A 25,920-nucleotide genomic window follows, 5' to 3' on the forward strand; every position below is an offset into this window, starting at 1 on the left:
TCCTAGCGTTTGCGTTGGCCTAAGTAGTACGACAGGGTTACAAAAAGAATGGAAAGCACGAGCATGATCGAGGAAATCGCATTGATCTTCGGCGATATGCCCATGCGGATCGAACTGAAGATGTACACCGGCAGGGTGGTCGAGCCGGCGCCAGCGACGAAGTAGGTGATGACGAAGTCGTCCATCGAGATGATGAACGCCAGCATCGCCCCGGAGAGGATGCCGGGCAGCAGCAGTGGGAAGCTGACCCGCCAGAAGGCGCGCCAGGGCGAGGCGTACAGATCGGCGGCAGCTTCCAGCAGGCGCGGATCCATGCCCTGCAGGCGGGCGCGGATCGGCAGATAGGCAAACGGCGTGCAGAACACCACGTGGGCGATAAGGATGGTCAAAAGGGAAAGTTTCAAGCCGATAAAGGCGAAGAACATCAGGATGGCCACCGCGCAGACGATGTCCGGCACCAGCAGCGGCAGGCCAAGCACGCCCTGCAGCGCGCCCTGGCCACGGAAGCGCCGGCCATGCATGCCCAGCGCTGCCAGGGTCGCCAGGCAGGTGGAGATCAGCGTGGCGCTCACGGCGATGATCAGTGAGTTCTTCGCCGCGCGGAGAATCTCCGGGTCATTGGCCACCACCCCATACCACTTGAAGCTGAAGCCCTGCCACAGGGTGGCCGACTGGCCGGCGTTGAAACTCAGCGCCACCAGCACGATGATCGGGATGTAGAGGAAGGCGAAGAATCCCCAGGCCATAGGGCGCACGCCGGTGAAGCGCCACAGTGGGCCCTGCAGGTTCATGCGCGCACCTCCTGGCCACGCTGGCGCAGGCCGTTGAACAACAAGGCCAGCAACACCAGGCTGAACAGCGAGAAGGCCAGCGCCGAACCCAGCGGCCAGTTATGCCCGGAGCCGAACTGCAGCTGCACCAAATTGCCGATCATTAGCGCCTTACCACCCCCGAGCAGCTCGGGGATGATGTAGTTACCCAGCGCCGGGATGAACACCAGGGTCGCCCCGGCCAGCATGCCGGGCAGCGCCAGCGGCAGGATCACCCTTTTCAGCGCCTGCCAGCGGTTGGCGCCGAGGTCGAACGCCGCCTCCACCAGGCGCCAGTCGAGCTTCTCCAGGCTGGTGTAGATCGGCAGCACCATGAACGGCAGGAAGCTGTAGAGCAGGCCGATCATCACCGCACCGTTGCTGTACAGCAGGCCGATACTGCCCTCCGGCACACCGAACACGCCCAGCGCGCCATCCACCAGCCCACCATTGCGCAGCAGCAGCATCCAGGCATAGACCCGCACCAGCAGGTTGGTCCAGAACGGCACCGTGACTAGAAACAGCAGCAGGTTGCGCTTCTTCTCGCTCTGCAACGCCAGGTACAGCGCCGTAGGAAAGCCGATCAGCAGGCAGCCAACGGTGGTCGCCACGGCCAGCCAGAAGGAGCGCTGGAAGATGCCCAGATAGTCGGTGTTGAACACCAGGCTGTCATCGAAATCGCGCTCGTAGAGAAAGCTGACGTATGCCTCCGTCGAGTACTCGCCCCACTTCACTCCGCCGTAGTCGCCGGGCTGCAGGAAGGACACCAGCAGCATGATCACCAGTGGCGCGACCAGGAACACCGCCAGCACCGCCATGCCCGGCGCGATCAGGCCGAGACGGCTCAGCAGTTGGCGACGCTCGGCCAGTTGCTTGGGGCTCTTCATTCGCTCAGCACCCGGATAGCGGCCGCCGGGACATCCAGACGCACCTGGGCACCCCGCTGCAAGGGCGGGCGCACCCCGCCGCGGTTCTGTTGGCGCACGCGGAAGCCCGATTGGCCGGCAACTCTGAGCAGGTAGAGGGTATCGGTGCCGATGTAGACCACCTCCTCCACCTCGCCCGTCAGGTTGCCAGACTCACTCAGCGCCACCCGCTCAGGGCGAATGGCCACGGTCACCGCGCCCTGAGCGACGGCGTATCCGGGCAGGGTCTGGCCGTCGGCCAACTGCAACTGCTCGCCGACCGCGCAGGCTTCGAGGAAATTGGTCTCGCCGATGAAATCGGCCACCGTGCGATTGACCGGGCTTTCGTAGATCTCGCTCGGCGTGCCGATCTGCAGGATGCGCCCCTTGCTCATCACCGCGATGCGGTCGGACATGGTCAGCGCTTCTTCCTGGTCGTGGGTGACGAAGATGAAGGTAATGCCGGTCTCGGCCTGCAGGCGCTTGAGCTCGATCTGCATTTCCTTGCGCAACTTCATGTCCAGCGCCGAAAGCGACTCGTCGAGCAGCAGCACCTTGGGCCGACTGGCCAGCGCGCGGGCTAGGGCAATGCGCTGTTGCTGGCCGCCGGAGAGCTGGTCGGCGCGGCGGTTGCCAACGTCCGGCAACTTCACTAGCGCCAGCATGCGCTCCACCGTGGCGGCGATCTCGGCCTTGGGCTTGCCCTGCATCTCCAGGCCGAAGCCGATGTTCTGCGCCACCGTCATGTGCGGGAACAGTGCGTAACTCTGGAACACGGTGTTGACCGGGCGGCGGAAGGGCGGGAGGTCCTGCATCGGCTCGCCGTACAGGCGGATCACCCCGGCGGAGGGCTGCTCAAAACCGGCGATCAGCCGCAACAACGTGGTCTTGCCGCAACCCGAAGGGCCGAGCAGGGTGAAGAATTCGTTGTCGCGGATTTCCAGGGAGACTTCGTCCAGGGCCTTATGGCCACTGCCAACGGCGCCGTACTCCATGCTCAGGGTTTCGATCGAGATCGCACTGCTCATCCGCGAATAGCTCCTAACCAATTGTTTTTATTGGCGATTAAGAGGCAGAAAGCGGCCAAGTGGCCTTGCGATCGATTCTAGGCAGCACCGCGCTTGCGGCAGAACGATAGATGCGGACAAAAGGGGATAGATGTGGCCAAGTTGTATGCATCCACTATGAACGGATATAGCGCTCTTTTAGGAGAGGAAGCGACTGGCAGCCTATCTGGAATCACGCTAAAACTTTGAGCAGGTCTAGGCCGCCCTGATGGGTCGCTGACAAAACGGACAAAGCAACAAGGAGGTCGCGTGGAGAACATCCAACCACCAAAAATCCGGCCAGCATCAGCTCTCTACTGGCAAGAGCCCCGTCGGAAAATTTTCTGGATACTCGTTAGCGCTTTTCTTTGTGCAACCTACGTAATCAGCATCGCCTCTGCAGCAGCATTCAATTTCTCCCTTTCCTCCCTACCTCCATGGCTGCGAGGCGGTGCTGTTGTTGGCGCGTTATTGCTAGCACTACTGCCGATTCTTTTCTGGTGGCGTCAGACTTGGCACTTCGAGACATGGATTCAACAGAACCCGCTCAACCTGACTGAAGCCGCTCTGGAGTTTGAGAAAACTCGCTTCAAGACAAACAGCGAGTTTGCCCGCGCTTTATGGTCAGCCATCGTCGTGATCTTTACGGCACTACTTATCACCACGGCTCTCAAGTCGGAGCCACATACAAAGCCAAAGAGCTGCTCCCAGCAGCCGGAGCTCGTAAACCAGGTTGGACAATAGGTGTCCTGGCCGCCTTATGCGCCCGACGTGAGATGCCGCGCAATCCCCTTCTTCAACGGCAACAACCCCTGTGCCACCCGCAGCCCGGCTCCGCGTAGCAGCTTCGCCGGTAGGCGGTCATTGGTGTAGACATCCACCAGCAGATTGGTGGCCTGGTACAACGGCCAGGTCGCCAGACGGTGCTGGCGCTCGTAACGGGATAGCACCGCAGGCGCGGCGATATCTTCGCCGCGAGCCTTGGCGGCCAGTACGGCCTCGCTGAGCCGCTGTACGCTGCTCAGACCGAAGTTGAAGCCGTGAGCGGTGACCGGATGCATGCCGACAGCTGCGTCACCGAGTAGCGCGCAACGCGCGCCAACCAGGCGTTCGGCATAAGCCCCCACCAACGGATAGGCGCGACGAGTGCTGACCAGTTGCATGGCGCCGAGCCGGCGGTCGAAGCGCTGCTCCATCTCACGAGAGAAGGCGTCTTCATCCAGCTCGCGCAAACGCTCGATTTCGCGCGGCGGCAGGGTCAGCACCACGGAGGACTGGTTGCCATTGAGCGGCAGCAGCGCCAGGGTCTGGCCATAGCCGAACCATTCCCAGGCCACCTGCTGGTGAGGCTTCTCGTGGTGCATGCGGCATACCAGCATGGTCTTTCCGAAGTCCTTGAGGCGGGCACCGATACCAAGCTGGCGGCGCGTCTCGGAGAAGCGGCTGTCGGCGGCCACCAGCAGGCGCGTACGCAGCGACTCACCATTGGCCAACTCCAACTCGACCTCCCGCGCGTGATGGCGAATGGCACGCACGCTCACCTCGCAGCGCAGCTGCACGTCGGCACACTCGGCCACCGCCTCGAAGGCCGCCCGGCGGATCGCCTGGTTGGCGACCAGATGACCGAGACGCTCGGCGCCCGCCTGTTCGGCGCGGATCTTCAGGGCGAACAAAGAAGGCCCGTTGAGCACCTGGGCATCGCGCAGCACGGCGACCTCTTCAGCCGGGAAGCGCTGCCACATGCCGAACTTTTCCAGCAACGCCTGGGAAGCATGGGTGAGGGCAATTTCGCGGCCGTCGAAGGCCGGCTCGGCCAGCTCCTTCTCGGCCTGGCGCTCCAGCAGGATGACGGACAGGCCATGCCCGGACAGGGCACGCGCCAGGCACAGGCCAGCCGGCCCGGCACCGATGATGGCGACATCGTGGATCATGAGCGGCTCTCCCAGCACTGGCGATGCACGCGAGTCTAGGCGCTGGAGGATAAGCCGATCTTGTCCTGGATCATGTCGCTGCCTCAGCGGCGCAGCTCGCTCGGCGCCAGGCCACTCCAGCGCTGGAAGGCATGGCGGAAGCTGGCGGTTTCGCTGTAGCCGAGTTCCTCGGCGATCAGATAGATCGGCTTGTCGGTATTCAGCAGCAGTTGCCGCGCCTTGTCGTAGCGCACTTCGTCGAGCAGGTTCTGGAAACTGGTGTTGAGCTGCTGCAGGTGACGACGCACGGTGCGCTCGGAACGGTGCAGGCGGGTTGCGACACGCTCCAGGCTGGAGCACTCGATCAGGTCGCCGGACAATTGCTGACGGATCAGGTCGCGCAGGTCGTGGCGGTTGTGCAACTGCGCCTCCAGCTGCATGCATTGCTGCAGGCCGTGCTGGTGGCTGACCGGGTCGGCCAGCGGCAACGGCCGTTCCAGCAGTGCCGGGTTGAAGCACAGGGCGTTGCAGCCGGCATCGAACTCGACCGGGCAACCGAGCCTCTCGCCGTAGCTGGCGGCATGAGCCGGCGTGCGATAGGCCAGCAACAGGCGCCGCGGCCGCACCGATTCGCCAAGCAGGTCCTGCACCACGGTGAGCAGTGAGGTCAGGCACAGCTCGGTGTTGAACAGGCTCAGCGCCGGGTCGTAACGGTAGCCGCTGGCACTCAGCCGCACCTCGTCGCCGACCGCCTGCAGATCCAGCTGGAAGTAGGTACCCAGCAACGCAGGATGGGCGATGGCCAGACGCAACGCCTCACCCAGATTACGGCTAGCCAGCAGGGTGTAGCCGAGCATGCCGTAGGCGGAGACATGCATGCGCTTGCCCAGCAGAAGCCCCAGCGCGGGGTCGGTACTGAGTGCCAGGGCATTGGCCAGCACCCGCAGTTCCTGCGCATGGCTGACCAGGCGAGTCGGGCTGGCCAGATCTCCGGCCTGGATGCCACTACCCTCCAGCACCCGCTCGATATCGATACCCATGCGCTGCAGACCTTGCACGGCCAGGGCGACCGTGTGCAGGGTGGTCAATACTCGCTCTTCCGGTAACACTGACATGACTGCCGTTTCCGCTGCGGTGGTATTCGGTAACTTCGGCCGGCGACCGTTTTCAGCGCCCTTAAGGTTGAATTCAGCTGCAGCTGTTTTGATTCAGCCCCCTGACTCGGAACCTCGATCCATGCGCCGCCTGACCCAAGCTCGCGTGCTGCTGCCCACCCTGGCAGCGCTTGTCCTCGTGGCCCTGCTGGTAATCGCCCAGCAATGGCGCTTGTTCGAACGCGGCTGGTTCGTGGTGCAAGAATGGCGCCATGCCGCCGAATGGCGGAACAAGTCGATCTGGCTGCCGGACTATCGTGTGACCGTGCAGGCCATGCCGATCGAAGGACTGAGCGCCGATGTTTCAGCGCTGACCTTCGATCCGGACCGGCGCACGCTCTTCACCGTGACCAACAAGAATCCTGAGATCATCGAGCTGTCGCTGGACGGCAAGGTGTTGCGCCGCCTGCCCCTGGTCGGCTTCGGCGACCCTGAGGCCATCGAGTACATCAGCCGTGACCTCTACGTGATCACCGACGAACGCCAACAACGCCTGTTTCGCGTGCATCTGGACGAGAACACCGACTTCGTCGACGCCGCCGATTCCGAGCAGCTATCGCTGGGCATCGGACTCAACGGCAACAAGGGTTTCGAAGGCCTGGCCTACGATGCCGCCAACCACCGCCTGTTCGCCGCCAAGGAGCGCGACCCGGTGAGCATCTACGAGATCCACGGCTTCCCTCACACCCAGCCGAACAAGCCCTTCGCCGTGCACGTGGTGGAGGACCCAGAGCGCGACGCCCGGCTTTTCGTGCGCGATCTCTCCAGCCTGCACTACGACGCTCAGACCAATCACCTGCTGGCGCTATCGGATGAATCGCACCTGATCCTCGAGATCAACTCGAACGGACGCCCGATCAGCTCGCTGTCACTGCTCGGCGGCCAACACGGGCTGGAGCGCCGAGTACCGCAGGCGGAAGGCGTGGCTACCGACGACCAGGGCCGTATCTATGTGGTCAGCGAGCCGAACCTTTTCTACGTGTTCGAACGCCAGGACAGGCAATAGCGGGGAAGCAAGGACGCCTTATCAGGTGTCATCTTGCAGGCTCGCACCGGGCGCGTTGTTCTTCACCGACTCGGTACCGGCCTTGGCACCCGCCTCGCTGGCGTACAACTGGCTGCTGCCGATCACCTGGCCATTGGTGGCCTTGAGTACGAAGTGAAACTTGCCCCCGGAGGCAGCCTTGACCTCGAAGGCCCCTTCACGCTGCGAGTTCTTGCGCACCGATTCGATACCATCCAGGGCCGACTGCTTGGCCTTGTACTGCTCGCTGCTGAGGATGATCTCGCCGTTGCCGGCATGCAGGTTGAAGTGGAACTGACCGTTGCTGGCACTCTTCAGTTGAAACTTGCTGGCCATCGTCAAATCTCCGTGGATGAATGGTCAGCTAAGCGTAGCCGCAAGTAACCAACCGGGCAGGCCGACGGCCAAGAGAAGGCCGATCGATGCCATGGCAGCGCGCCCCTCGGAATCGATACCCCATGATCCAAAGCTCCAGCGATGCATTTGATATCCGTAGGCTGTTCCGGGCGTAACCGAGCTCCTACCGGGAGCCCGGCTACGCTGGCGTGGCGAGCGGTCAGAACATCCACTGTGCGCCGAGCGAATAGGCGGTCTGACTACCTTCGTCATGCCCCATGCGCCCATTGACCTCGACGAACACGCCCAGGCTGTCGCCAATCCGCAACTGGCTGCCGATACGCGCACGACCGAAACTGGTGTCTACCTGGCCCAGGTCGGCTACACGTACCTGACCGTCGGCCTGGCTAGTGAGAGCGATGTCCTCCAGACGACCGTCACCCAGCTCCTTGACCCAGGCCACGCTGGCATACGGCAGCAGATACAGCGAGCCGCCGAGCGCCAGGTTGCCCTGCAGGCGCCAACCGACACTTGCTTCCAGACTATCGAAGTCCTGCTCCTCGTAGCCAAGGGCGGTACGCTCGGAACCATCCTCGGAGAAGTCATCGATGCGGCTGTGACTGTAGTCCAGTCCTGCGAATGGGCCGGTGCGCAGTTCGCCGACGCTGAAGTCGTAGCCGCCTAGCACGCGTGCGCCCCAGGTCAGTGCGTCCGTATCGCCGGAGAAGCGCCGCTCCAACAGGACCGGGCCGCCATCAGCCTGGATGCGCAGCGCCCGCTCACTGTCGAAGCGCGTGTGCGCCACGCTCAGGTCAGCCCCCAGCCATGCCGGGCCGCCGTCGCTGAGCAGCGCAAACGCGCCGAGTCGCCAGGCGTCGCTGTCGAGCTCGCCGCCATGTTCCAGATCGTCGTTACCGTTCTGATAGCTCAGGCTTCCACCCACCGACAACAGCTCGGTCAGGCGTACATCACCCAGTGCATGAATCCCATAGCGACGCGCCTCGGGGTGGGGAGCCTCGTCGAAACCGCTGTCAGGCGCATACTCGCCGTCCACACCGATCTCGCCGTCGAAACTGCCGACCTCGCGCTGCATGGCCTGCAGCAAATGCCAACGCCGCTCGTGCAGCAGGTTCTGCGCCTGATACTGGCGCTGCAGCTGATCCTGCATGTTGCGCGCAGTGGCGCCGCCAGAGGCGGTGGATGCCAACAGATCGGCATTGGTCAGTTCAAGCAACAGGCGGCTTAGCAGTCGGGAGTAGTCACGCAGACGCTGATTGACCCGCTCTTCACCGAATGCGCCAACGAGCACCTCCTCGTTATCCTCGACCGGGTCATGCCAGGTCGAGCCCCCGGGGATGGCCGGGTTGGTGGTCTGATCGTAGCCATCCAGATCACCGATATCCCAGTTGGTCGATTCGACGTAGAGAATCGGTACGTTAAGGTCTTCGAAGGCCTCGCCATCGCTGCAGCATCCGGTACCGGCCGGGTACTCTGGATTGAGTCCGGGATTGGACTGGACCTCGATGCCCAGCTCCTGGGCTATGCGCACGGTGTGCTCGCGGAGGCTGGCCAGCTCTGGGTTGCCCTCGCTGTTCTGCCCGGCATGGGCATACATCTTGTCGCCGGTGATCAGGCTGTCGATATTCACCATCGCCAGCAGGTTGGTACGCTGAGTGGGATCGAGCGATTCGACGTAGGCGCGCGATCCGCGCAGCCCCTCCTCCTCCGCGCCGAAGCCGACGATCTCTAGGCCATTTTCCAACTGCAACCCAGACAGATTCCGGGCCACCTCAGTCAGCACACCCGCACCCGAGGCGTTGTCATCCAGCCCCTGCAGCGTCGGCCGGCCGAAGTAGGTATCGAAGTGGGCGCCGATGACGACGAACTGATCATTCAGCCCCGCTGAAGAGGCAATGACGTTCTGCGAGGTCCGAGACCCGGCATTCCAGCTGAAGTCCTGCCTGCTCAGTGTGTAGCCGCTACCCATCTGAGCTTCCATCCAGTTTGCAGCACCGGCGAAGCTGACGGTGTCCCGGTAACGGCCGGGGTAATCGTGAATCAGCTTGTCGACAGTAACCGCTGCATGTTCACCGAACTGATAAGCGCCGGCCAGGGGCGCACAAACCAGGCTGCCGATACCGACAGCACGAGCGAGAGATTTGATCACTTCACTTTCCTTGTTGGTTGGGAGGTAACAACGAGGAAAGCAATAGCAGGATGCGGACCCAAAACCTGTCAACACGGACAGATTGGCGCATCAACAGAAATGCGGGTCGCCTGGCTGTAACTTGCACATACTCGACGGCACAACCAGGCGGCTTGGGCGCCCCGAAGCGATGCAAAAAGGGGCGAACGGGGCCGAGCCGGCCCCAAAATCAGGCCTTGAGCGTCTTCACGCCTTCGCTGGTGCCGAGCAGCAGCAGGTCGGCCGGGCGCGCGGCGAACAGGCCGTTGGTGACCACGCCGACGATGGCGTTGATGTCCGCCTCCAGCTTCACCGGGTCGGTGACGCTCATGTTGTGCACGTCGAGAATGATGTTGCCGTTATCGGTGACCACACCCTCGCGGTACACCGGGTCGCCGCCCAGCTTCACCAACTGGCGAGCCACATGGCTGCGCGCCATGGGAATCACCTCGACCGGCAGCGGGAAGGCGCCGAGCACCGGCACCAGCTTGCTGCCGTCGGCGATGCAGACGAAGGTCTTGGCCACCGCTGCGACGATCTTCTCGCGGGTCAGGGCCGCGCCGCCGCCCTTGATCAGGTTGAGGTGCTCGTCGCTCTCATCGGCGCCGTCGATGTAGAACTCCAGGCCGTCCACCGCATTCAGGTCGTAGACCGGGATGCCGTGACCCTTGAGGCGCGCAGCGGTGGCTTCGGAGCTGGCCACAGCGCCATCGAAGGCCATCTTGTGCTGGGCCAGGGCGTCGATGAAGAAGTTGGCGGTGGAGCCGGTGCCGACGCCGATCACGCTCTTGCTGTCGAGGTGGGGAAGAATATGGTCGACGGCGGCCTGGGCCACCGCCTGCTTGAGCTGATCCTGGGTCATGACGCTTCTGCCGGGCTGGAAAACCGCGATTATAGCCGCCCCGACAGGCTCGCCGCAGCGCCGATCAGCCGCCACCCAGCGCCGCACCGGCGAGCAGCGCCAGATTCAGCCAGGCATCGCCGCCGTCCTGCGCCGTGCAACAAGACGGCGGCACGCTCAGGCTGGCCTGGGGCGCCAGCGCCGCCGGCAGGCCCACGCGCTGGCGCACCGCGGCCTCGTCGAGCACGCTGCCGTCGTCGAAGACGATCTTCTCGACCACGAAGGCCCGGTCGAGAAAGTAGTTGCCGATGACGATGCGCTGCTCGGTGTACAGCTCGATGATCAGGTCGCCACCCGCCACGCCGTTCAGGCGGATACCGGCCGCACCACCGACATCGCCACGGATCTGCAGGGTATCGAGGTTGCCCGGTGTGGGGTCGTAGTCGTAGACCTGATGGTCACCGAAGTCGACCACCGACTCGACCTGGTAGTAGTCGTTGCCCGGCCCGCCGTAGAGGCGATTCCAGTGATTGTCGCCGAGGAACATCGGCTTACTGCTGCCGCCGTTGAGCACGTCGCCATGGCGGCTGCCGATCAGCAGGTCGTTGCCGCCACGGCCCAGCAGATAGGTCGGACGATCCGCCGCCGAGAGGCGATTGGCCTGCTCGTTGCCGGTCAGGCGGATCAAGTCGCCGGTATAGGTCGGCGGATTGTCGGCGCTACGACCGATGGGCATGGTCGGGTCGATGTGGAAGTTGCGCAGGATCTGCTCGTCGGTGATCACCGTGTTGCCGAAGCGGAATATCTCGATGCGGAACGCCGGGTCGAGGAAGAAGTATTTGACCGTCACCACGCCCGGCTCGCCGCTCAGGCCGATCAGCAGATCGTCGCCACGGCGCTCGAAGGGCCCGAACTCCTCCAGGCTCTCGCTGATGATCAGGGTGTCGAGGTTGACGTTGACCCAGGACGGGCTGGGATCGAAGTCGAGGATCTCGTCGCGCCCGGCGGCGACCAGGTCGTAGGTGTAGTAGTCGCTGCCGAGCCCGCCGTACAGGCGGTTATGCCCGGCGCCGCCGACCAGGGCATCGGAGCCGGCGCTGTCGATCAGGATGTCGTCGCCGGCACCGCCGACCAGGCGGCTGGGTTCGGCGGGCGCGACCAGCAGGTCATTGCCGGAAGTACCGGGCACAGTGACGCGAGAGGGAACGGCCATGGCGAGTCCTCATGAAGTGGGTGTGGGAGCGGCACGCCACTGCACAAGGGGCCTGAGCTGACTGACTGACTGACACGCGCGGCAAAAGATTCCCGCCGCCGGTCGGCTCGCCAGCGCAGCCGCGCGGGTGGCCGCGCGCGGTGCGGGCGGAGTAGACTCCCCTCTCCCTCCTTCTCTGCGCCGTGATACCCGTGATGCTCGAACAGTACATGAAGAAGATCCTCACCTCGCGCGTCTACGACGTCGCGGTGGAAACCCCGCTGCAACCCGCCCGCCAGCTCACCGAGCGGCTGGGCAACCAGATTCTGCTCAAGCGCGAGGATCTGCAGCCGGTGTACTCGTTCAAGATTCGCGGCGCCTACAACAAGCTGGCCCAGCTGACCGCCGAGGAACTGGAGCGCGGTGTGGTCACCGCCTCCGCCGGCAACCATGCCCAGGGCCTGGCCCTGGCCGCCAAGCATCTGGGCGTGAAGGCGACCATCGTCATGCCGCGCACCACCCCGGAGCTGAAGGTGCAGGGCGTACGCTCGCGCGGCGGCAAGGTGGTGCTGCACGGCGACGCCTTCCCCGAAGCGCTGGCGCATTCGCTCAAGCTGGTGGAAGAGAAGGGCTACACCTACATCCACCCCTACGACGATCCGCTGGTGATCGCCGGGCAAGGCACCGTGGCCATGGAAATCCTGCGCCAGCAGCCGGGCCAGCTGGACGCCATCTTCGTGCCGGTCGGCGGCGGCGGCCTGATCTCCGGCATCGCGGCCTATGTGAAGTACCTGCGCCCGGACATCCGCGTGATCGGCGTCGAGCCGGACGACTCCAACTGCCTGCAGGCCGCCATGGCCGCCGGTGAGCGCGTGGTGCTGCCGCAGGTCGGGCTGTTCGCCGACGGCGTGGCCGTGGCGCAGATCGGCCAGCACTGCTTCGACGTGTGCAAGGATCACGTCGACGAGGTGATCACCGTCAGCACCGACGAGATCTGCGCGGCGATCAAGGACATCTACGACGACACCCGCTCGATCACCGAGCCGGCCGGCGCGCTGGCCGTGGCCGGGATCAAGAAGTACGTGGAGCGCGAGGGCCTGCAAGGCAAGGTGCTGGTGGGCATCGATTCGGGCGCCAACATCAACTTCGATCGCCTGCGCCACGTGGCCGAGCGTGCCGAGCTGGGCGAGAAACGCGAGGCGATCATCGCCGTGACCATCCCCGAGCGCCCGGGCAGCTTCAAGGCCTTCTGCGAGGCGATCGGCAAGCGCCAGATCACCGAGTTCAACTACCGCTACCACACCGACCGTGAAGCGCACATCTTCGTCGGCGTGCAGACCCACCCGGAGAACGACCCGCGCCAGGCGCTGGTAGAAAACCTGCGCGAGCAGGGCTTCCCGGTGCTCGATCTGACCGACAACGAGCTGGCCAAGCTGCACATCCGCCACACCGTCGGCGGCCATGCGGCAGCGGTGGCGGACGAGATGGTGTTCCGCTTCGAGTTCCCCGAGCGGCCGGGCGCGCTGTTCAACTTCCTCAACCGCCTGGGCGGGCGCTGGAACATCACCATGTTCCACTACCGCAACCACGGCGCCGCCGACGGTCGCGTGCTGGCCGCGCTGCAGGTGCCGGCAGACGAGCGCAACCAGATTCCGGCCGCGTTCGACGCCATCGGCTATCCCTACTGGGACGAGAGCGACAATCCGGCCTACAAGCTTTTCCTCGGTTAGCAGGCTGTTGAAAGCGTTGCCGAAGCAGTTTGGCCTAGGCAAAAACATCCGAAAAAGCGCAGTTTACGCGCTGTAAATGAGCATTTTGAGACGCCGTGTCTCGGGCTGTTTTTAACAACGGCCAGACAACGCAGGTAGCTTTAAACAACCTGCTAAGGGAACACTGATGGAACATTACCAACTGCTGAAGTACGCCCACCTGATTCCCGCCGTGCTAATCCTGGCGGGCTTCATCGCCCATACCTTCATGCTGTGGAAGGCCAACCGCAGTGGCGACGCCGCCGTACTGACCCGCAAGCTGCGTGTCACCCGCCTGTACAGCATGCCGGCCATCGGCCTGGTCACCCTGAGTCTGCCAGTCAGCGGCTGGTGGCTGGTGCACACGGTCGGCCTGTCGCTGGGCGCCACCTGGCTGCTGTTCAGCGCCAAGCTGTTCGGCGTGCTGGTGCTGTTCGGCCTGCTCCTGCACAACCGCCTCGGCGCCTGGCAGAAGGCCGTCGCCGCCGGCAACGTGCCGGTCAAGCTGCTGCGCTTCGTGATCGCCTATGCGGCGGTGATGCTGGTCCTGCTGCTGGCGATCTTCGCCCTGATGGGGGCCAAGCCGGCCTGATGCGCATCCTGCTGGTCGGGGCCGGCGGCTTCATCGGCCGGCACCTGCTCGATGCCCTGAGTCTGGCCGGGCATTCGCTTATCGCCACCCACCGTCAGGCCACAGCCCCCTCGTTGCCCGGCGTGGAGTGGCGCACGCTCGACCTGCTGCAGCTGGCGGAGCAGCCCCACAACTTCGCCTGGCCGGACGATATCGAACTGCTGATCAACGCCAGCGGCGAGCTTTCCACCGACAGCGATCACATGCAGCGCCTGCAACGCGACGGGGCCTGTGCGCTGTTGGGGCTGGCCAAACAGCATGGCGCCGCCGTGCTGCAGATTTCTGCCCTGGGCGCCGGCGAGCATCCCGACATTCCGTTCCTGGCCAGCAAGGCGGAGGCCGACCGGTATCTGCTGAACCTCGGTATCCCGGCAGTGGTACTGCGACCTTCGCTGGTGGTGGGGCCGGGGGGCACCAGCAGTGAGTGGCTGCAGCGCCTGTCGCCCTGGCCACTGATCCCGCTGCTGGGCAACCAGGCACGCCTGCAGCCGCTGCATATCGCCGACCTCTGTGCCGCCGTTCTGGCATTGCTGCGCCACTGGCCGGCACAGCCAACCATGCTGCCACTGGTAGGCCCGCAGGCATTTACTCAGGGCGAACTGATCAATGTCCTGCGCCAGGCCCAGGGCTGGCGCCCGGCTCGCTACTTCACCGTACCGACGCCACTCGCGCGGCTCGGCGCGGCACTGGGCGAGCGACTGGGCTGGCAGGCGCTGAACCGCCAGACCCTGCGGCTGAGCGACCACGACAACCTTGCCGACCCCGCCTTACTGGAGCAGGCGTGCAGCTATCGCGCGGCGCCACTGGCGAGCCGCCTGTACTACTGGCCACAACCGGCACAGAGCCTGGCCCTGGTGCTGCAACCCCTGGTTCTGCTGGTGCTCGCGTTGATCTGGCTGGGGACCGCGGTGGTCTGCCTGGGGCCGGGTTTCGACTGGGGCCTGCGCATCATGGCGGAAGCCGGTATCGACGGCCTACCGGCCAGGCTGGCGGTGATCGGCGGTGCCCTGCTGGACGGCGTGCTCGGCCTGGCACTGCTATCCCAGCGCTGGCGCAGCCGTGCCCTGCAGGCACAGATCGTTCTGATGCTGGTCTATAGCCTGGTGATCAGCCTACTGCTGCCCCACTACTGGTTCGACCCCTATATGGCAGTGGGCAAGAATTTCGCGGTTCTGCTGCTGAGCGCCTGGCTGCTGGGACTTTCCGCCTCCACGACGAGACACCGATGAGCCTGTACCTGCTGCTCAAGACCCTGCACATCCTCTCCTCCACCCTGCTGTTCGGCACCGGTCTTGGCTCGGCGTACTACGCCCTGCGCGCCTGGCGCAGCGGGCGGGTGGAAGTGATCGCCACCACCTTCCGCCACCTGGTCACGGCCGACTGGCTGTTTATCGCGACGACGGCTGTCTTTCAGCCACTCTCCGGCTTGGCCTTGGCCAAGCTTGCGGGCTGGCCGCTGAGCCAGTCCTGGCTACTGTGGAGCACTGGGCTGTTTGTCCTGGCGGGGCTGTGCTGGCTGCCGGTTCTGTGGCTGCAGATCCGCGTACGCGATATGGCCGTCGAGGCATTGCACAATGGCGGCGCGCTGCCGGAACGGGCCAACCGCTATATGCGCATCTGGTTCGTGCTGGGCTGGCCGGCCTTCATGGCCTTTATCGCCATATTCTGGCTGATGGTGGCCAAGCCGTTGTAATGCCAAGACGCAGAGCCTGTTTGCGATCCTCTGGATTAGCGTCAGACAAGGCAAAAGCGGCCGAGGAAGCGGAACTTACGAGCTGTAAATGAGCATTCCGAGACCGCTTTTAACGAAGTCTGGCCGACAGCCAGGAGATCGTGGACAGGCTCTCAACGCAGGCTGAGCACCGGCCAGCCACGCTCGGTGGCGATGGCGCGCAGGGTGTCGTCCGGGTCGACCACCACCGGGTTGGCCACAGCCTCCAGCAGCGGCAGGTCATTGCGCGAGTCGCTGTAGAAGTAGGCGCCATCCAGGCTCAGGCCGCTCTCGGCCAGCCATTCGTTCAGACGCACCACCTTGCCGGCCTGGTAGCACGGCACACCGGCGACCTGGCCGAGGTAGCGACCATCTTCCATCGCGCACTCGGTGGCGATCAGAGTCTCAACGCCCAGGCGTGCGGCGATCGGCGCGGTGATGAAGCGGTTGGTGGCGGTGATGATCACCAGCTTGTCGCCAGCCTCACGGTGCTCCTGCAGCAATGCCTCGCCCTTGGCCAGGATGATCGGCTCGATCACTTCGGCCATGAACTCGGCCTGCCAGCGCGCCAGTTCTTCGGCCTCGGTGCGACTGAGAATGGCCTGGGTGAAGCTCTGGTAGGCCACCACGTCGAGCTTGCCGGCGCAGTAGTCGGCATAGAAGGCATCGTTGCGCGCGCGGTACTCGACGGCGTCGACCCGGCCGGTCTCGCAGAGGAATTCGCCCCAGCTGTGGTCGCTGTCGCCGGCCAGCAGGGTGTTGTCGAGGTCGAAGAGAGCAAGGCGCACGTCGGATTACCTGGTTCGGAGGATCATGAGGGGGCGTCAGAATAGCCGCTTTCACCGCCACTGCCCATTAGCCGAGCCGCGCGTTTGCTGCGCCCGCGGGCTTTGTGGAACAATGCCGAAACATGCGTTTTCGAGGTGTTGTGCCGTGATTGATTCCGATGGTTTTCGCCCTAATGTCGGCATCATCCTGACCAATGATGTTGGCCAGGTGCTGTGGGCACGGCGAATCAACCAGGATGCCTGGCAGTTCCCCCAGGGCGGTATCAACCCCAACGAGTCAGCGGAGCAGGCGCTCTACCGCGAGCTGAACGAAGAAGTGGGGCTCGAGCAACAGGATGTGAAGATTCTCGCCTGCACCCGGGGCTGGTTGCGTTATCGTCTGCCCCAGCGTCTGGTGCGCACTCACAGCCAACCGCTGTGCATCGGGCAGAAGCAGAAATGGTTCCTCCTGCGCCTGACCGGCGACGAGAGCCGGGTACGCATGGACCTGACCGGCAAGCCCGAATTCGACGGCTGGCGCTGGGTCAGCTACTGGTACCCGCTGAACCAGGTAGTGACATTCAAGCGCGAGGTCTACCGTCGCGCCCTGAAGGAATTAGCCCCGCGCCTGCTGGCGCGCGACTGACAAAGGAGTTCGATAGCGAGCCATGCTCAACACCCTGCGCAAGATCGTCCAGGAAGTAAACGCCGCCAAGGATCTCAAGGCGGCGCTGACGATCATCGTGCAACGGGTAAAAGAGGCCATGGGTAGCCAGGTCTGCTCCGTCTACCTGCTCGACTCCGAGACCAAGCGTTTCGTGCTGATGGCCACCGACGGCCTGAACAAGCGCTCCATCGGCAAAGTCAGCATGGCGCCCAACGAAGGCCTGGTCGGCCTGGTCGGCACCCGCGAGGAGCCACTCAACCTCGAGTTCGCCTCCGAGCACCCGCGCTACATGTATTTCCCCGAGACTGGCGAGGAGCGCTACGCCTCCTTCCTCGGCGCACCGATCATCCACCACCGCCGGGTGATGGGGGTACTGGTGGTGCAGCAGAAGGAACGCCGCCAGTTCGACGAGGGCGAGGAAGCCTTTTTGGTCACCATGAGCGCCCAGCTCGCCGGGGTCATCGCCCACGCCGAGGCCACCGGTTCGATCCGCGGCCTCGGCAAGCAGGGCAAGGGCATCCAGGAAGCACGCTTCGTCGGCGTGCCCGGCTCCCCCGGCGCCGCCGTGGGTTCCGCCGTAGTAGTCCTGCCACCGGCCGACCTCAACGTAGTGCCGGACAAGTCGATCGACGATATCGAAGCCGAGCTGGCGTTGTTCGGCAAAGCCCTGGAATGGGTCCGTGAGGACATGCAGGAGCTGTCCGCCAAGCTCGCCAGCCAGCTGCGCAAGGAAGAGCTGGCGCTGTTCGACGTCTACCTGATGATGCTCGACGACAATGCCCTCGGGAACGAAGTGCGCAAGGTCATCAAGACTGGCCAGTGGGCCCAGGGCGCGTTGCGCCAGGTAGTCAACGAGCATGTCTCGCGCTTCGAGCTGATGGACGACGCCTACCTGCGCGAACGCGCCTCCGACGTACGCGACCTTGGCCGCCGCCTGCTCGCCTACCTGCAGGAAGAGCGCAAGCAGAGCCTGGTCTACCCGGACAACACCATCCTGGTCAGCGAGGAACTGTCCCCGGCCATGCTCGGCCAGGTACCGGAGGGCAAGCTGGTCGGCCTGATCTCGGTCCAGGGCTCGGGCAACTCGCATGTGGCGATCCTCGCCCGCGCCATGGGCATTCCCACGGTCATGGGCGTGGTCGACCTGCCCTATTCCAAGGTCGACGGCATCCAGCTGATCGTCGACGGCTACCACGGCGAAGTCTTCACCAACCCCAGCGAACTGCTGCGCAAGCAATACGCCGAAGTGGTCGAGGAAGAGCGCCAGCTGGCCCAAGGCCTCGATGCCCTGCGCGAGCTGCCCTGCGAGACGCTGGACGGCCAACGCATGCCGCTGTGGGTCAACACCGGCCTGCTGGCCGATGTAAAACGTGCCCAGGAGCGCGGCGCCGAAGGTGTCGGCCTGTACCGCACCGAAGTGCCGTTCATGAACGGCGAGCGCTTCCCCAGCGAAAAGGAACAGCTGGCCACCTACCGCGAGCAACTGGCGGCCTTCCACCCGCAGCCAGTGACCATGCGTACCCTGGATATCGGCGGCGACAAGGCCCTGTCCTACTTCCCGATCAAGGAAGAGAACCCCTTCCTCGGCTGGCGCGGCATCCGCATCACCCTCGACCATCCGGAGATCTTCCTGGTCCAGGTACGCGCCATGCTCAAGGCCAGCGAGGGCCTGAACAACCTGCGCATCCTGCTGCCGATGATCTCCGGCATCCAAGAGATGGAAGAAGCGCTGCACCTGATACACCGCGCCTGGGGCGAGGTGCGCGACGAGGGCGTGGACATTCCCATGCCGCCGGTGGGCGTGATGATCGAGATTCCCGCTGCCGTCTACCAGATCCGCGAACTGGCCCGCCAGGTCGACTTCATCTCGGTCGGCTCCAACGACCTGACCCAATACCTGCTGGCAGTGGACCGCAACAACCCGCGCGTCGCCGACCTCTATGACTTCCTCCACCCAGCCGTGCTGCACGCACTGAAGCTGGTGGTCGACGGGGCGCATGCCGAAGGCAAGCCGGTGAGCATCTGTGGCGAAATGGCTGGCGACCCTGCTGCTGCCGTTCTGCTACTGGCCATGGGCTTCGACAGCCTGTCGATGAACGCCACCAACCTGCCCAAGGTAAAGTGGCTGCTGCGCCAGATCAGCTCGACCCGCGCCAGGGAACTGCTCAGCCACCTGATGGCCATCGACAACCCGCAGGTGATCCACAGCAGCCTGCACCTGGCGCTGCGCAACCTCGGCCTGGGCCGGGTGATCAACCCGGCGGCGACCATCCAGAGCTGATCCTCCAGGCCCCCGCCTATCCTTCCGACTCCCTCATCAGCTTGGCCCGATAGGCATCCGGAGCGATGCCGTACCAGCGGCGGAACGCCCGGTAGAACGGCGATAGCTCGGCGAAGCCGCAGGCACGCGCCACCTCACGGATCGCCAGTCCGCCCTGTAGCAACTCATGGGCTCGCGCCTGCTGGATCGCTTCGCGCACCTGGCGCAGGTGACTGCCCTGAGCGGCCAGGCCTCGCTGCAGGGCGCCGGGCGATATGCCCAATTCGGCGGCACAGGCCTGCAGGGAGCAGTCCGCCTGGCCCAGACGCACACCGATCAGGTAACTCAGACGGTTGAGCAGATCGTTCTCCACCAGTGCTGCCAATTCCACCTCGGCGTGCTGCCAAAGCAGACGGTGCAGCGCAGGGTTGGCGTTGCGCGACGGGCGCTTGAGCAGCGCAGCGGGGAACCACAGGGCGTCATGCTCGCGGGCAAAGTTCGGCTGCAGGCCGAACAGACGGCGGTGCTCTCCGAGCCGCGCCGGCTGCGGATGGCGGAAGTCGAGACCGTCAACATGAAACTCATCATCAGTGACCAGCCGCAGCAGCTTGATGAACAGCAGGGCCAGGCACTCCATCTGCTGGCGCAACGGGGCGAAGCCGCGATAGTTGAGGTCCAGCACCAGGCAGGCCCGTCCGTCTTCGAGGTGCAGCTGGGCGACGAATCCACCGGCGAGGATGTGCTGGAAGTTCAGGAAACTGTCCAAGGCCTGCTGCAGATCGCGGCTGGCCAGCAGCAGATAGCCGACCACATCGAGCAGGCGCGGCTTCATCACCTCACCCAGGTGCAGGCCGATATCGGCATCGCCGGTCAACGCATCGGCCGCCAACCAGAACAACGGTGCCTCATCATGACTCAGACGGCCCTCGATCGGCGGCGGTACAAGACGACGGTGCTGGTTGGTGCGCCGGTAGATCGCCGCCGGATCGTGACCAAGCTCGGCCAGGGCCTCGTAGAGCAGGCGACGCAGAGTGGCGGAATGGGTCAGCGGCGCGGCGCCGGCGAGCGGGTTCATGATGGCTCCTTGTTTGACCGGAGAATTCCAGCCACAGGCTCGACGGTCAATGCCGTTGGCCGAAGCGCTGCGCAGAATGGCCGCACAACAACAAGGAGCGCGTCATGAAACGCAGTCTGACCTTCCTCGCCGTGGCCATTGCTGCGGCTGCTGTCGGCGTCACCTGGTACACCCAGGACAAACTTCCCGTGCGCGACGGCACCCTGCCCCTCGCCGGCCTGCAGGCCCCGGTAGAGGTACGCTACGACGAACGCGGCGTGCCACATATCCAGGCACAGAACGAAGCCGATATGTACCGCGCCCTGGGTTTCGTGCATGCCCAGGATCGCCTGTTCCAGATGGAGATGCTGCGCCGCCTGGCGCGCGGCGAACTGGCGGAGGTACTCGGGCCGAAGCTGGTCGATACCGACCGCCTGTTCCGCACCCTAGGTATCCGCCAGCATGCCGACCGCTATGCCCAGACCCTCGACCGCAACAGCCCGGCCGTGAAAGCGCTGCAGGCCTACCTGGAGGGGATCAACCAGTTCCAGGACAGCCGCCCGGCACCGGTGGAGTTCGACCTGCTGGGCATCGACAAGCGCCCCTTCACTCTCGAAGACACGGTGTCCGTGGCCGGCTACATGGCCTACAGCTTCGCCGCCGCGTTCCGCACCGAACCGGTGCTGACCTATGTACGTGACCAGTTGGGCAGCGATTACCTCAAGATCTTCGATCTCGAATGGCATCCCGGCGGCGCCGTCGCGCAGAACCTCAGCGGCTCCGACTGGCAGACACTCAACGGCCTCGCCCACCTCAGCCAGCAGGCGCTGGTCGAGGCGGGCCTGCCGCAGTTCGAAGGCAGCAACGCCTGGGCCATCTCCGGCAGCCGTACGGCCAGCGGCAAGCCATTGCTGGCCGGCGACCCGCACATCCGCTTTGCGGTGCCGGCGGTGTGGTACGAGGCTCAGCTGAGCTACCCGGGTTTCGAGCTGTATGGCCACCACCAGGCACTCAACCCCTACGCCTCGCTGGGTCACAACCGGCAGTTCGCCTGGAGCCTGACCATGTTCCAGAACGACGATCTCGACCTGATCGCCGAGAAGGTCAATCCGGACAACCCCCAGCAGGTATCGATCAATGGCCAGTGGCTAGACCTGGAAAGCCGCACGGAGACCATCCGAGTCAAAGGTGCCGAGGATGTGACCGTCACCCTGCGCCGCTCACCCCACGGCCCCATCGTCAACGATGCCCTCGGCGCCAACGCGGGCCAGACGCCGATTGCCATGTGGTGGGCCTTCCTGGAAACCGAGAACCCGATCCTTGAGGCCTTCTACCAGCTCAATCGCGCCGACAGCCTGGACAAGGCCCGCGCTGCCACCGCAAAGATTCATTCGCCAGGTCTCAACGTGGTGTACGCCAACGCTGGCGGCGACATCGGCTGGTGGGCCGCGGCCAAGCTGCCACAGCGCCCGGCAGGAGTGAACCCGAGCTTTATCCTCGATGGCGCCAGCGGCGAGGCGGACAAGCCCGGTTACCTGCCATTCAGCGCCAATCCGCAGGAGGAAAATCCCCCGCGCGGCTATATTGTCTCCGCCAACTACCAGCCGGCATCGCCGACCGGAGTGAGCATCCCCGGTTACTACAACCTCGCCGACCGCGGCGAGCGCCTGAACCAGCGCCTGGCCCAGCCGGACATGAAGTGGGACACGCAGAACAGCCAGGCCCTGCAGTTGGACGACGGCACCGGCTACGGCCAGCGCCTGCTGGCGCCGATCCTCGACGACCTACGCGCTGCCACAGCGGACGAGGCGGAGCGCGCCCTGGTCGAGCAACTGGCCGCCTGGGACGGTAGCCACCCGCTGCAGTCGACCGCAGCCACCCTGTTCAACCAGCTGACCTTCGAGCTGGCCAACCAGGCCATGCACGACGAGCTGGGCGACGCCTTCTTCGACAGCCTGCTGCAGACCCGCGTGCTCGATGTGGCACTACCGCGCCTGACCGCCGATGCTGATTCCGCCTGGTGGGACAAGCGTGGCACTGAGGCCGTGGAGAACCGCGCTGATACGGTCAAGGCAGCCTGGCAGGCCAGCCTCGCTCATCTGCGCCAGAGCTTCGGTACGGACAGCAGCCAGTGGGCCTGGGGCAAGGGCCACACGCTGACCCATGAACATCCACTGGGCGCACAGAAGCCGCTGAACCTGCTGTTCAACGTCGGCCCCTTCGCCGCACCGGGCGGCCACGAAGTACCGAACAACCTGTCGCACCGCGTCGGCCCGGCACCCTGGTCGGTGGTCTACGGCCCCTCGACCCGTCGCCTGATCGATATGGCCGATGCCAGCAAGGGCCTGGGCATCAACCCGGTTGGCCAGAGCGGCGTACCGTTCGACCAACACTACGCCGACCAGGCCGAAGCCTATATCAGCGGCCAGTATGTGCCGATGCACTTCACCGACGACGAGGTACAGGCCAATACCCGCAGCACGCTGAAGCTGCAGCCGACCGAAGCGCCGTAGGATGCACCGTGTACAACCTACGCGGCAGGCAGAAAGATTTGATCTGCCCTGTGCAGCATGAAAAAGGCCACCCGAAGGTGGCCTTTTTCTTGGGTAGGAAACGGTCAGGCAGCCTGAGCCGGTTTCCAGTTGGAGCTGGTGGCCTCCTCGGCCATGGACTCCATCGCTTGCTGGATGGCGCGCTTGCGGCGCTCCTCGGCACGGCGGGCGAAGAACCAGGCGAAGAAGGTGAAGATCGACACGGTCAGCAGGATCAGGCTGGCGATCGCGTTGATCTCCGGCTTCACGCCCAGGCGCACGGCGGAGAACACTTCCATCGGCAGGGTTGTGGAGCCAGGACCGGACACGAAGCTGGCCAACACCAGGTCGTCCAGCGACAGGGCGAAGGACATCATGCCGCCGGCCGCCAGGGACGGCGCGATCATCGGGATGGTGATCAGGAAGAACACCTTCCACGGCTTGGCGCCCAGGTCCATGGCTGCCTCTTCGATCGACAGGTCCAGCTCCCTCAGGCGCGCCGACACCACCACCGCCACGTAGGCCGAGCAGAAAGTGGTGTGGGCGATCCAGATGGTCAGGATGCCGCGCTCGGCAGGCCAGCCGATCAACTGGGCCATCGCCACGAACAGCAGCAGCAGCGACAGACCGGTGATCACTTCCGGCATGACCAGTGGCGCGGTAACCAGGCCGCCGAACAAGGTGCGCCCCTTGAAGCGAGTGACCCGAGTCAGCACGAAGGCCGCCAGAGTACCCAGCGCCACCGCAGCGACCGCGGTATAGAGGGCGATCTCCAGGGAGCGCAGCACCGAGCCCATCAGCTGGCTGTTGTCGAGCAGGCCGGCGTACCACTTCACCGACCAGCCCCCCCAGACGGTGACCAGCTTGGAGGCATTGAAGGAGTAGATGACCATGATCAGCATGGGCAGGTAGATGAACAGCAGACCTACCCAGAGCATGATGTAGGAGAAGCTCAGCTTTTTCATGCGCGGCTCTCCATTTCAGTGGCCCGTTTCAGCGTTTGAAAGCCGGTCGAACAGATGGCCCGGCACGACAGTGTCATGTTGCTCATGCTCGACCCTCCATTTCCTTGGCCTGGTTACGGTTGAACAGGATGATGGGCACGATCAGGATCGCCAGCATCACCACCGCCAGGGCGGATGCCACCGGCCAGTCGCGGTTGTTGAAGAACTCCTGCCACAGCACCTTGCCGATCATCAGGGTCTCCGGGCCGCCGAGCAGTTCGGGGATGACGAACTCACCCACCACCGGAATGAACACCAGCATGCTGCCGGCGATGATGCCGTTCTTGGACAGCGGTACGGTGATCTTCCAGAAGCTGTTGAAGTTGCTCGAGCCCAGGTCGGAAGCTGCTTCCAGCAGACTCATGTCGTGCTTGACCAGGTTGGCGTAGAGCGGCAGCACCATGAACGGCAGGTACGAGTAGACGATGCCGATGTACACCGCGAGGTTGGTGTTGAGGATCTGCAGCGGCTCGTTGATCACCCCGATCATCTGCAGGAAGCCATTGAGCAGGCCGTTGTTGCTGAGGATGCCCATCCAGGCATAGACGCGAATCAGGATCGCGGTCCAGGTCGGCATCATGATCAGCAGCAGCAGAACGGTCTGTGCTTCCTTGCTGGAACGGGCGATGGAGTAGGCCATCGGGTAGCCGATCAGCAGGCAGAGGATGGTGCTGAAGAACGCCATCTTCAGCGAGCCCAGATAGGCCGCCAGATACAGCTCGTCCTCGGTGAGGAAGATGTAGTTGCCGATGTTCAGCACGATCGACAGCTGATTGTCGGCCCAGCTGTAGATATCGGTGTACGGCGGGATGGCCACGTCGGCTTCGGCGAAGCTGATCTTCAGGACGATGAAGAATGGCAGCAGGAAGAACAGGAACAACCAGAAGAACGGCACACCGATCACGGCATGCCGCCCGCTGGGCAGATAGCGCTTCAGTTTGCCGATTCTCATGATTGCAGTACCACGCCGCTGTCGTCTTCCCAGTACACCACCACGTTGTCGTCCCAGGTCGGACGCTTGCCGCGGCGTTCGGCGTTGGCGATGAAGCACTGCACGATCTGCCCCGAGGCCAGTTTGACGTGGTACACCGAGTGGCCGCCCAGGTAGGCGATGTCGTGCACGGTACCGTTGCACCAGTTGTAGTTCGGGTGCTCGTGGTCTTCCGGCAGGGTGGTGGCCATCAGCAGCTTTTCCGGACGCAATGCGTAGGTCACCGACTTGCTCTCGGCACGGGTGGTGACGCCGTGGCCGATGTAGATCGGCTTGTCCAGCTGCGGGCAGTCGATGATCGCGTGGTCGGCCTCGTCGGTGGTGATCACGCCATCGAACAGGTTGACGTTGCCGATGAACTCGCAGACCAGGCGGCTGGCCGGGGTCTCGTAGATATCGATCGGGCTACCGGTCTGGGCGATCCAGCCGAGGTGCATGATGGAGATGCGCTGGGCCATGGTCATGGCCTCTTCCTGGTCATGGGTCACCATCACGCAGGTCACGCCCACGCGCTCGATGATTTCCACCAGCTCCAACTGCATCTGCGAACGCAGCTTCTTGTCCAGGGCCCCCATCGGCTCGTCGAGCAGCAGCAGCTTCGGACGCTTGGCCAGCGAACGAGCCAAGGCCACGCGCTGGCGCTGACCACCGGACAGCTGGTGCGGTTTGCGCTTGGCGTACTGGGTCATGTGCACCAGCTTGAGCATCTCGGCGACACGCTCGTCGATCTCGGCCTGGGGCAGCTTGTCCTGCTTGAGGCCGAAGGCGATGTTCTGCGCCACGGTCATGTGCGGGAACAGCGCGTAGGACTGGAACATCATGTTGATCGGCCGCTCGTAGGGCGGCATGTCGGTGATATCGACACCATCGAGCAGGATACGACCCTCGGTGGGGCGTTCGAAGCCGGCAAGCATGCGCAGCAGGGTCGATTTACCCGAGCCGGAGCCGCCGAGCAGGGCGAAGATCTCGCCCTTGTTGATGGTCAGCGAGACATCGTCAACGGCGATGGTCTCATCGAATTTCTTGGTCACGCGGTCGATCTTGACCAGCACCTCTTTGGGTTGCTGGTTGCCCTCGAGGGCTTTCTTGTAGGCGCTGGAGGCAACAGCCATTTCCAAAACTCCCGGAAAAAGAAATCGCGCCCGGCCAACGGC

23 protein-coding genes are annotated in these 25,920 nt (G+C 64.2%); 9 read left to right on the forward strand and 14 right to left on the reverse strand.

The genetic code is table 11. The annotated features are described in order from the left end of the window. Window positions 1-2 precede the first annotated feature (2 nt). Genes IB234_RS01460 through IB234_RS01470 form a run of 3 tightly spaced genes read right to left on the reverse strand, consistent with a single transcriptional unit; the run spans window position 3 to window position 2,742 of the window. On the reverse strand, window positions 3-791 hold the full coding sequence (locus tag IB234_RS01460) for an ABC transporter permease (RefSeq protein WP_192312734.1): 789 nt from the start codon (window positions 789-791) through the stop codon (window positions 3-5). Beyond that, complete coding sequence (locus IB234_RS01465) at window positions 788-1,696, reverse strand: ABC transporter permease (RefSeq protein ID WP_192312737.1); 909 nt, start codon at window positions 1,694-1,696, stop codon at window positions 788-790. The genes IB234_RS01460 and IB234_RS01465 overlap by 4 nt, the downstream gene beginning before the upstream one ends. Further along, a complete protein-coding gene (locus IB234_RS01470; protein WP_192312740.1) occupies window positions 1,693-2,742 on the reverse strand; it encodes an ABC transporter ATP-binding protein in 1,050 nt (349 codons plus the stop codon). Before IB234_RS01470 ends, IB234_RS01465 begins: the two co-directional genes overlap by 4 nt. Window positions 2,743-3,030: 288 nt before the next feature. On the opposite strand from IB234_RS01470, the gene IB234_RS01475 reads away from it, so the two are divergent. Next, the gene (locus tag IB234_RS01475; protein ID WP_192312743.1) at window positions 3,031-3,504 is read left to right on the forward strand and encodes a hypothetical protein; all 474 of its coding nucleotides are present in this window, start codon (window positions 3,031-3,033) and stop codon (window positions 3,502-3,504) included. A 14-nt stretch (window positions 3,505-3,518) separates the two neighbouring features. Here IB234_RS01475 and ubiM read toward each other — a convergent pair whose 3' ends face one another. Next, window positions 3,519-4,691, reverse strand: a complete 1,173-nt coding sequence (gene ubiM / locus IB234_RS01480) for a 5-demethoxyubiquinol-8 5-hydroxylase UbiM (RefSeq protein ID WP_192312746.1) — start codon at window positions 4,689-4,691, stop codon at window positions 3,519-3,521. A gap of 83 nt (window positions 4,692-4,774) precedes the next feature. Next, on the reverse strand, window positions 4,775-5,785 hold the full coding sequence (locus IB234_RS01485) for an AraC family transcriptional regulator (RefSeq protein WP_192312749.1): 1,011 nt from the start codon (window positions 5,783-5,785) through the stop codon (window positions 4,775-4,777). A gap of 121 nt (window positions 5,786-5,906) precedes the next feature. Here IB234_RS01485 and IB234_RS01490 point away from each other — a divergent pair, with 121 nt between their 5' ends. Further along, complete coding sequence (locus IB234_RS01490) at window positions 5,907-6,830, forward strand: SdiA-regulated domain-containing protein (RefSeq protein ID WP_192312752.1); 924 nt, start codon at window positions 5,907-5,909, stop codon at window positions 6,828-6,830. A 21-nt stretch (window positions 6,831-6,851) separates the two neighbouring features. Here the strand turns inward: IB234_RS01490 and IB234_RS01495 are convergent, their stop codons facing one another. From IB234_RS01495 to IB234_RS01510, 4 genes are all read right to left on the reverse strand, one after another. Beyond that, window positions 6,852-7,184 (reverse strand): YegP family protein, encoded by a 333-nt coding sequence (locus IB234_RS01495; RefSeq protein ID WP_192312755.1) that lies wholly within the window; start codon window positions 7,182-7,184, stop codon window positions 6,852-6,854. A gap of 220 nt (window positions 7,185-7,404) precedes the next feature. Continuing rightward, window positions 7,405-9,351, reverse strand: coding sequence for an autotransporter outer membrane beta-barrel domain-containing protein (locus tag IB234_RS01500; RefSeq protein WP_192312773.1), 1,947 nt, complete (start codon window positions 9,349-9,351; stop codon window positions 7,405-7,407). A gap of 208 nt (window positions 9,352-9,559) precedes the next feature. Then, window positions 9,560-10,231 carry a ribose-5-phosphate isomerase RpiA gene (gene rpiA / locus IB234_RS01505; RefSeq protein WP_192312776.1) on the reverse strand — a complete coding sequence of 224 codons (672 nt, stop codon included), beginning with the start codon at window positions 10,229-10,231 and terminating at the stop codon, window positions 9,560-9,562. A 64-nt stretch (window positions 10,232-10,295) separates the two neighbouring features. Next, window positions 10,296-11,423 carry a calcium-binding protein gene (locus IB234_RS01510; protein ID WP_192312778.1) on the reverse strand — a complete coding sequence of 376 codons (1,128 nt, stop codon included), beginning with the start codon at window positions 11,421-11,423 and terminating at the stop codon, window positions 10,296-10,298. A gap of 194 nt (window positions 11,424-11,617) precedes the next feature. Between IB234_RS01510 and ilvA the strand changes: the two genes are divergently transcribed. From ilvA to IB234_RS01530, 4 genes are all read left to right on the forward strand, one after another. Then, on the forward strand, window positions 11,618-13,132 hold the full coding sequence (gene ilvA / locus IB234_RS01515) for a threonine ammonia-lyase, biosynthetic (RefSeq protein WP_192312781.1): 1,515 nt from the start codon (window positions 11,618-11,620) through the stop codon (window positions 13,130-13,132). A 166-nt stretch (window positions 13,133-13,298) separates the two neighbouring features. Beyond that, the gene (locus IB234_RS01520; RefSeq protein WP_192312784.1) at window positions 13,299-13,742 is read left to right on the forward strand and encodes a DUF2269 family protein; all 444 of its coding nucleotides are present in this window, start codon (window positions 13,299-13,301) and stop codon (window positions 13,740-13,742) included. Next, window positions 13,742-15,010 (forward strand): SDR family oxidoreductase, encoded by a 1,269-nt coding sequence (locus IB234_RS01525; protein ID WP_192312787.1) that lies wholly within the window; start codon window positions 13,742-13,744, stop codon window positions 15,008-15,010. The genes IB234_RS01520 and IB234_RS01525 overlap by 1 nt, the downstream gene beginning before the upstream one ends. Further along, window positions 15,007-15,474, forward strand: a complete 468-nt coding sequence (locus IB234_RS01530) for a DUF2269 family protein (RefSeq protein ID WP_192312790.1) — start codon at window positions 15,007-15,009, stop codon at window positions 15,472-15,474. The genes IB234_RS01525 and IB234_RS01530 overlap by 4 nt, the downstream gene beginning before the upstream one ends. A 152-nt stretch (window positions 15,475-15,626) precedes the next feature. On the opposite strand, the gene IB234_RS01535 is transcribed toward IB234_RS01530, so the two are convergent. Then, the gene (locus IB234_RS01535; RefSeq protein WP_192312793.1) at window positions 15,627-16,280 is read right to left on the reverse strand and encodes an HAD family hydrolase; all 654 of its coding nucleotides are present in this window, start codon (window positions 16,278-16,280) and stop codon (window positions 15,627-15,629) included. Window positions 16,281-16,425: 145 nt separating this feature from the next. On the opposite strand from IB234_RS01535, the gene IB234_RS01540 reads away from it, so the two are divergent. Both IB234_RS01540 and ptsP read left to right on the forward strand, forming a co-directional pair. Next, the gene (locus tag IB234_RS01540) at window positions 16,426-16,905 is read left to right on the forward strand and encodes an RNA pyrophosphohydrolase (RefSeq protein ID WP_137973730.1); all 480 of its coding nucleotides are present in this window, start codon (window positions 16,426-16,428) and stop codon (window positions 16,903-16,905) included. A gap of 22 nt (window positions 16,906-16,927) precedes the next feature. Next, window positions 16,928-19,207, forward strand: a complete 2,280-nt coding sequence (gene ptsP / locus IB234_RS01545) for a phosphoenolpyruvate--protein phosphotransferase (RefSeq protein ID WP_192312796.1) — start codon at window positions 16,928-16,930, stop codon at window positions 19,205-19,207. 16 nt (window positions 19,208-19,223) lie between these two features. On the opposite strand, the gene IB234_RS01550 is transcribed toward ptsP, so the two are convergent. Then, window positions 19,224-20,261 carry an AraC family transcriptional regulator gene (locus IB234_RS01550; RefSeq protein ID WP_192312799.1) on the reverse strand — a complete coding sequence of 346 codons (1,038 nt, stop codon included), beginning with the start codon at window positions 20,259-20,261 and terminating at the stop codon, window positions 19,224-19,226. A 104-nt stretch (window positions 20,262-20,365) separates the two neighbouring features. On the opposite strand from IB234_RS01550, the gene IB234_RS01555 reads away from it, so the two are divergent. Then, complete coding sequence (locus IB234_RS01555) at window positions 20,366-22,753, forward strand: penicillin acylase family protein (RefSeq protein WP_192312802.1); 2,388 nt, start codon at window positions 20,366-20,368, stop codon at window positions 22,751-22,753. A gap of 104 nt (window positions 22,754-22,857) precedes the next feature. Here IB234_RS01555 and IB234_RS01560 read toward each other — a convergent pair whose 3' ends face one another. The 3 genes from IB234_RS01560 to potA all read right to left on the reverse strand — a co-directional run bounded on the left by IB234_RS01560 (window position 22,858) and on the right by potA (window position 25,878). After that, window positions 22,858-23,736: an ABC transporter permease subunit gene (locus IB234_RS01560; RefSeq protein WP_192312806.1), complete on the reverse strand. Its 879-nt coding sequence runs from the start codon at window positions 23,734-23,736 to the stop codon at window positions 22,858-22,860. A gap of 82 nt (window positions 23,737-23,818) precedes the next feature. Beyond that, the gene (locus IB234_RS01565) at window positions 23,819-24,700 is read right to left on the reverse strand and encodes an ABC transporter permease subunit (RefSeq protein WP_192315515.1); all 882 of its coding nucleotides are present in this window, start codon (window positions 24,698-24,700) and stop codon (window positions 23,819-23,821) included. A gap of 23 nt (window positions 24,701-24,723) precedes the next feature. Then, complete coding sequence (gene potA, locus IB234_RS01570) at window positions 24,724-25,878, reverse strand: polyamine ABC transporter ATP-binding protein (protein WP_192312809.1); 1,155 nt, start codon at window positions 25,876-25,878, stop codon at window positions 24,724-24,726. Window positions 25,879-25,920: the final 42 nt, after the last annotated feature.

Source organism: Pseudomonas sp. PDM16, from assembly GCF_014851865.1.
In the GTDB taxonomy this organism is placed as follows: Bacteria; Pseudomonadota; Gammaproteobacteria; order Pseudomonadales; family Pseudomonadaceae; genus Aquipseudomonas.

Coding starts and splice junctions, on each gene's coding strand:
- IB234_RS01530 (WP_192312790.1), top strand. CDS start 15,007: ATGAGCCTGTACCTGCTGCTCAAGACCCTGCACATCCTCTCCTCCACC.
- IB234_RS01460 (WP_192312734.1), bottom strand. CDS start 791: ATGAACCTGCAGGGCCCACTGTGGCGCTTCACCGGCGTGCGCCCTATG.
- rpiA (WP_192312776.1), bottom strand. CDS start 10,231: ATGACCCAGGATCAGCTCAAGCAGGCGGTGGCCCAGGCCGCCGTCGAC.
- IB234_RS01495 (WP_192312755.1), bottom strand. CDS start 7,184: ATGGCCAGCAAGTTTCAACTGAAGAGTGCCAGCAACGGTCAGTTCCAC.
- ilvA (WP_192312781.1), top strand. CDS start 11,618: ATGCTCGAACAGTACATGAAGAAGATCCTCACCTCGCGCGTCTACGAC.
- IB234_RS01525 (WP_192312787.1), top strand. CDS start 13,742: ATGCGCATCCTGCTGGTCGGGGCCGGCGGCTTCATCGGCCGGCACCTG.
- IB234_RS01485 (WP_192312749.1), bottom strand. CDS start 5,785: ATGTCAGTGTTACCGGAAGAGCGAGTATTGACCACCCTGCACACGGTC.
- IB234_RS01520 (WP_192312784.1), top strand. CDS start 13,299: ATGGAACATTACCAACTGCTGAAGTACGCCCACCTGATTCCCGCCGTG.
- IB234_RS01510 (WP_192312778.1), bottom strand. CDS start 11,423: ATGGCCGTTCCCTCTCGCGTCACTGTGCCCGGTACTTCCGGCAATGAC.
- IB234_RS01560 (WP_192312806.1), bottom strand. CDS start 23,736: ATGAAAAAGCTGAGCTTCTCCTACATCATGCTCTGGGTAGGTCTGCTG.
- IB234_RS01465 (WP_192312737.1), bottom strand. CDS start 1,696: ATGAAGAGCCCCAAGCAACTGGCCGAGCGTCGCCAACTGCTGAGCCGT.
- potA (WP_192312809.1), bottom strand. CDS start 25,878: ATGGCTGTTGCCTCCAGCGCCTACAAGAAAGCCCTCGAGGGCAACCAG.
- ptsP (WP_192312796.1), top strand. CDS start 16,928: ATGCTCAACACCCTGCGCAAGATCGTCCAGGAAGTAAACGCCGCCAAG.
- IB234_RS01550 (WP_192312799.1), bottom strand. CDS start 20,261: ATGAACCCGCTCGCCGGCGCCGCGCCGCTGACCCATTCCGCCACTCTG.
- IB234_RS01555 (WP_192312802.1), top strand. CDS start 20,366: ATGAAACGCAGTCTGACCTTCCTCGCCGTGGCCATTGCTGCGGCTGCT.
- ubiM (WP_192312746.1), bottom strand. CDS start 4,691: ATGATCCACGATGTCGCCATCATCGGTGCCGGGCCGGCTGGCCTGTGC.
- IB234_RS01470 (WP_192312740.1), bottom strand. CDS start 2,742: ATGAGCAGTGCGATCTCGATCGAAACCCTGAGCATGGAGTACGGCGCC.
- IB234_RS01490 (WP_192312752.1), top strand. CDS start 5,907: ATGCGCCGCCTGACCCAAGCTCGCGTGCTGCTGCCCACCCTGGCAGCG.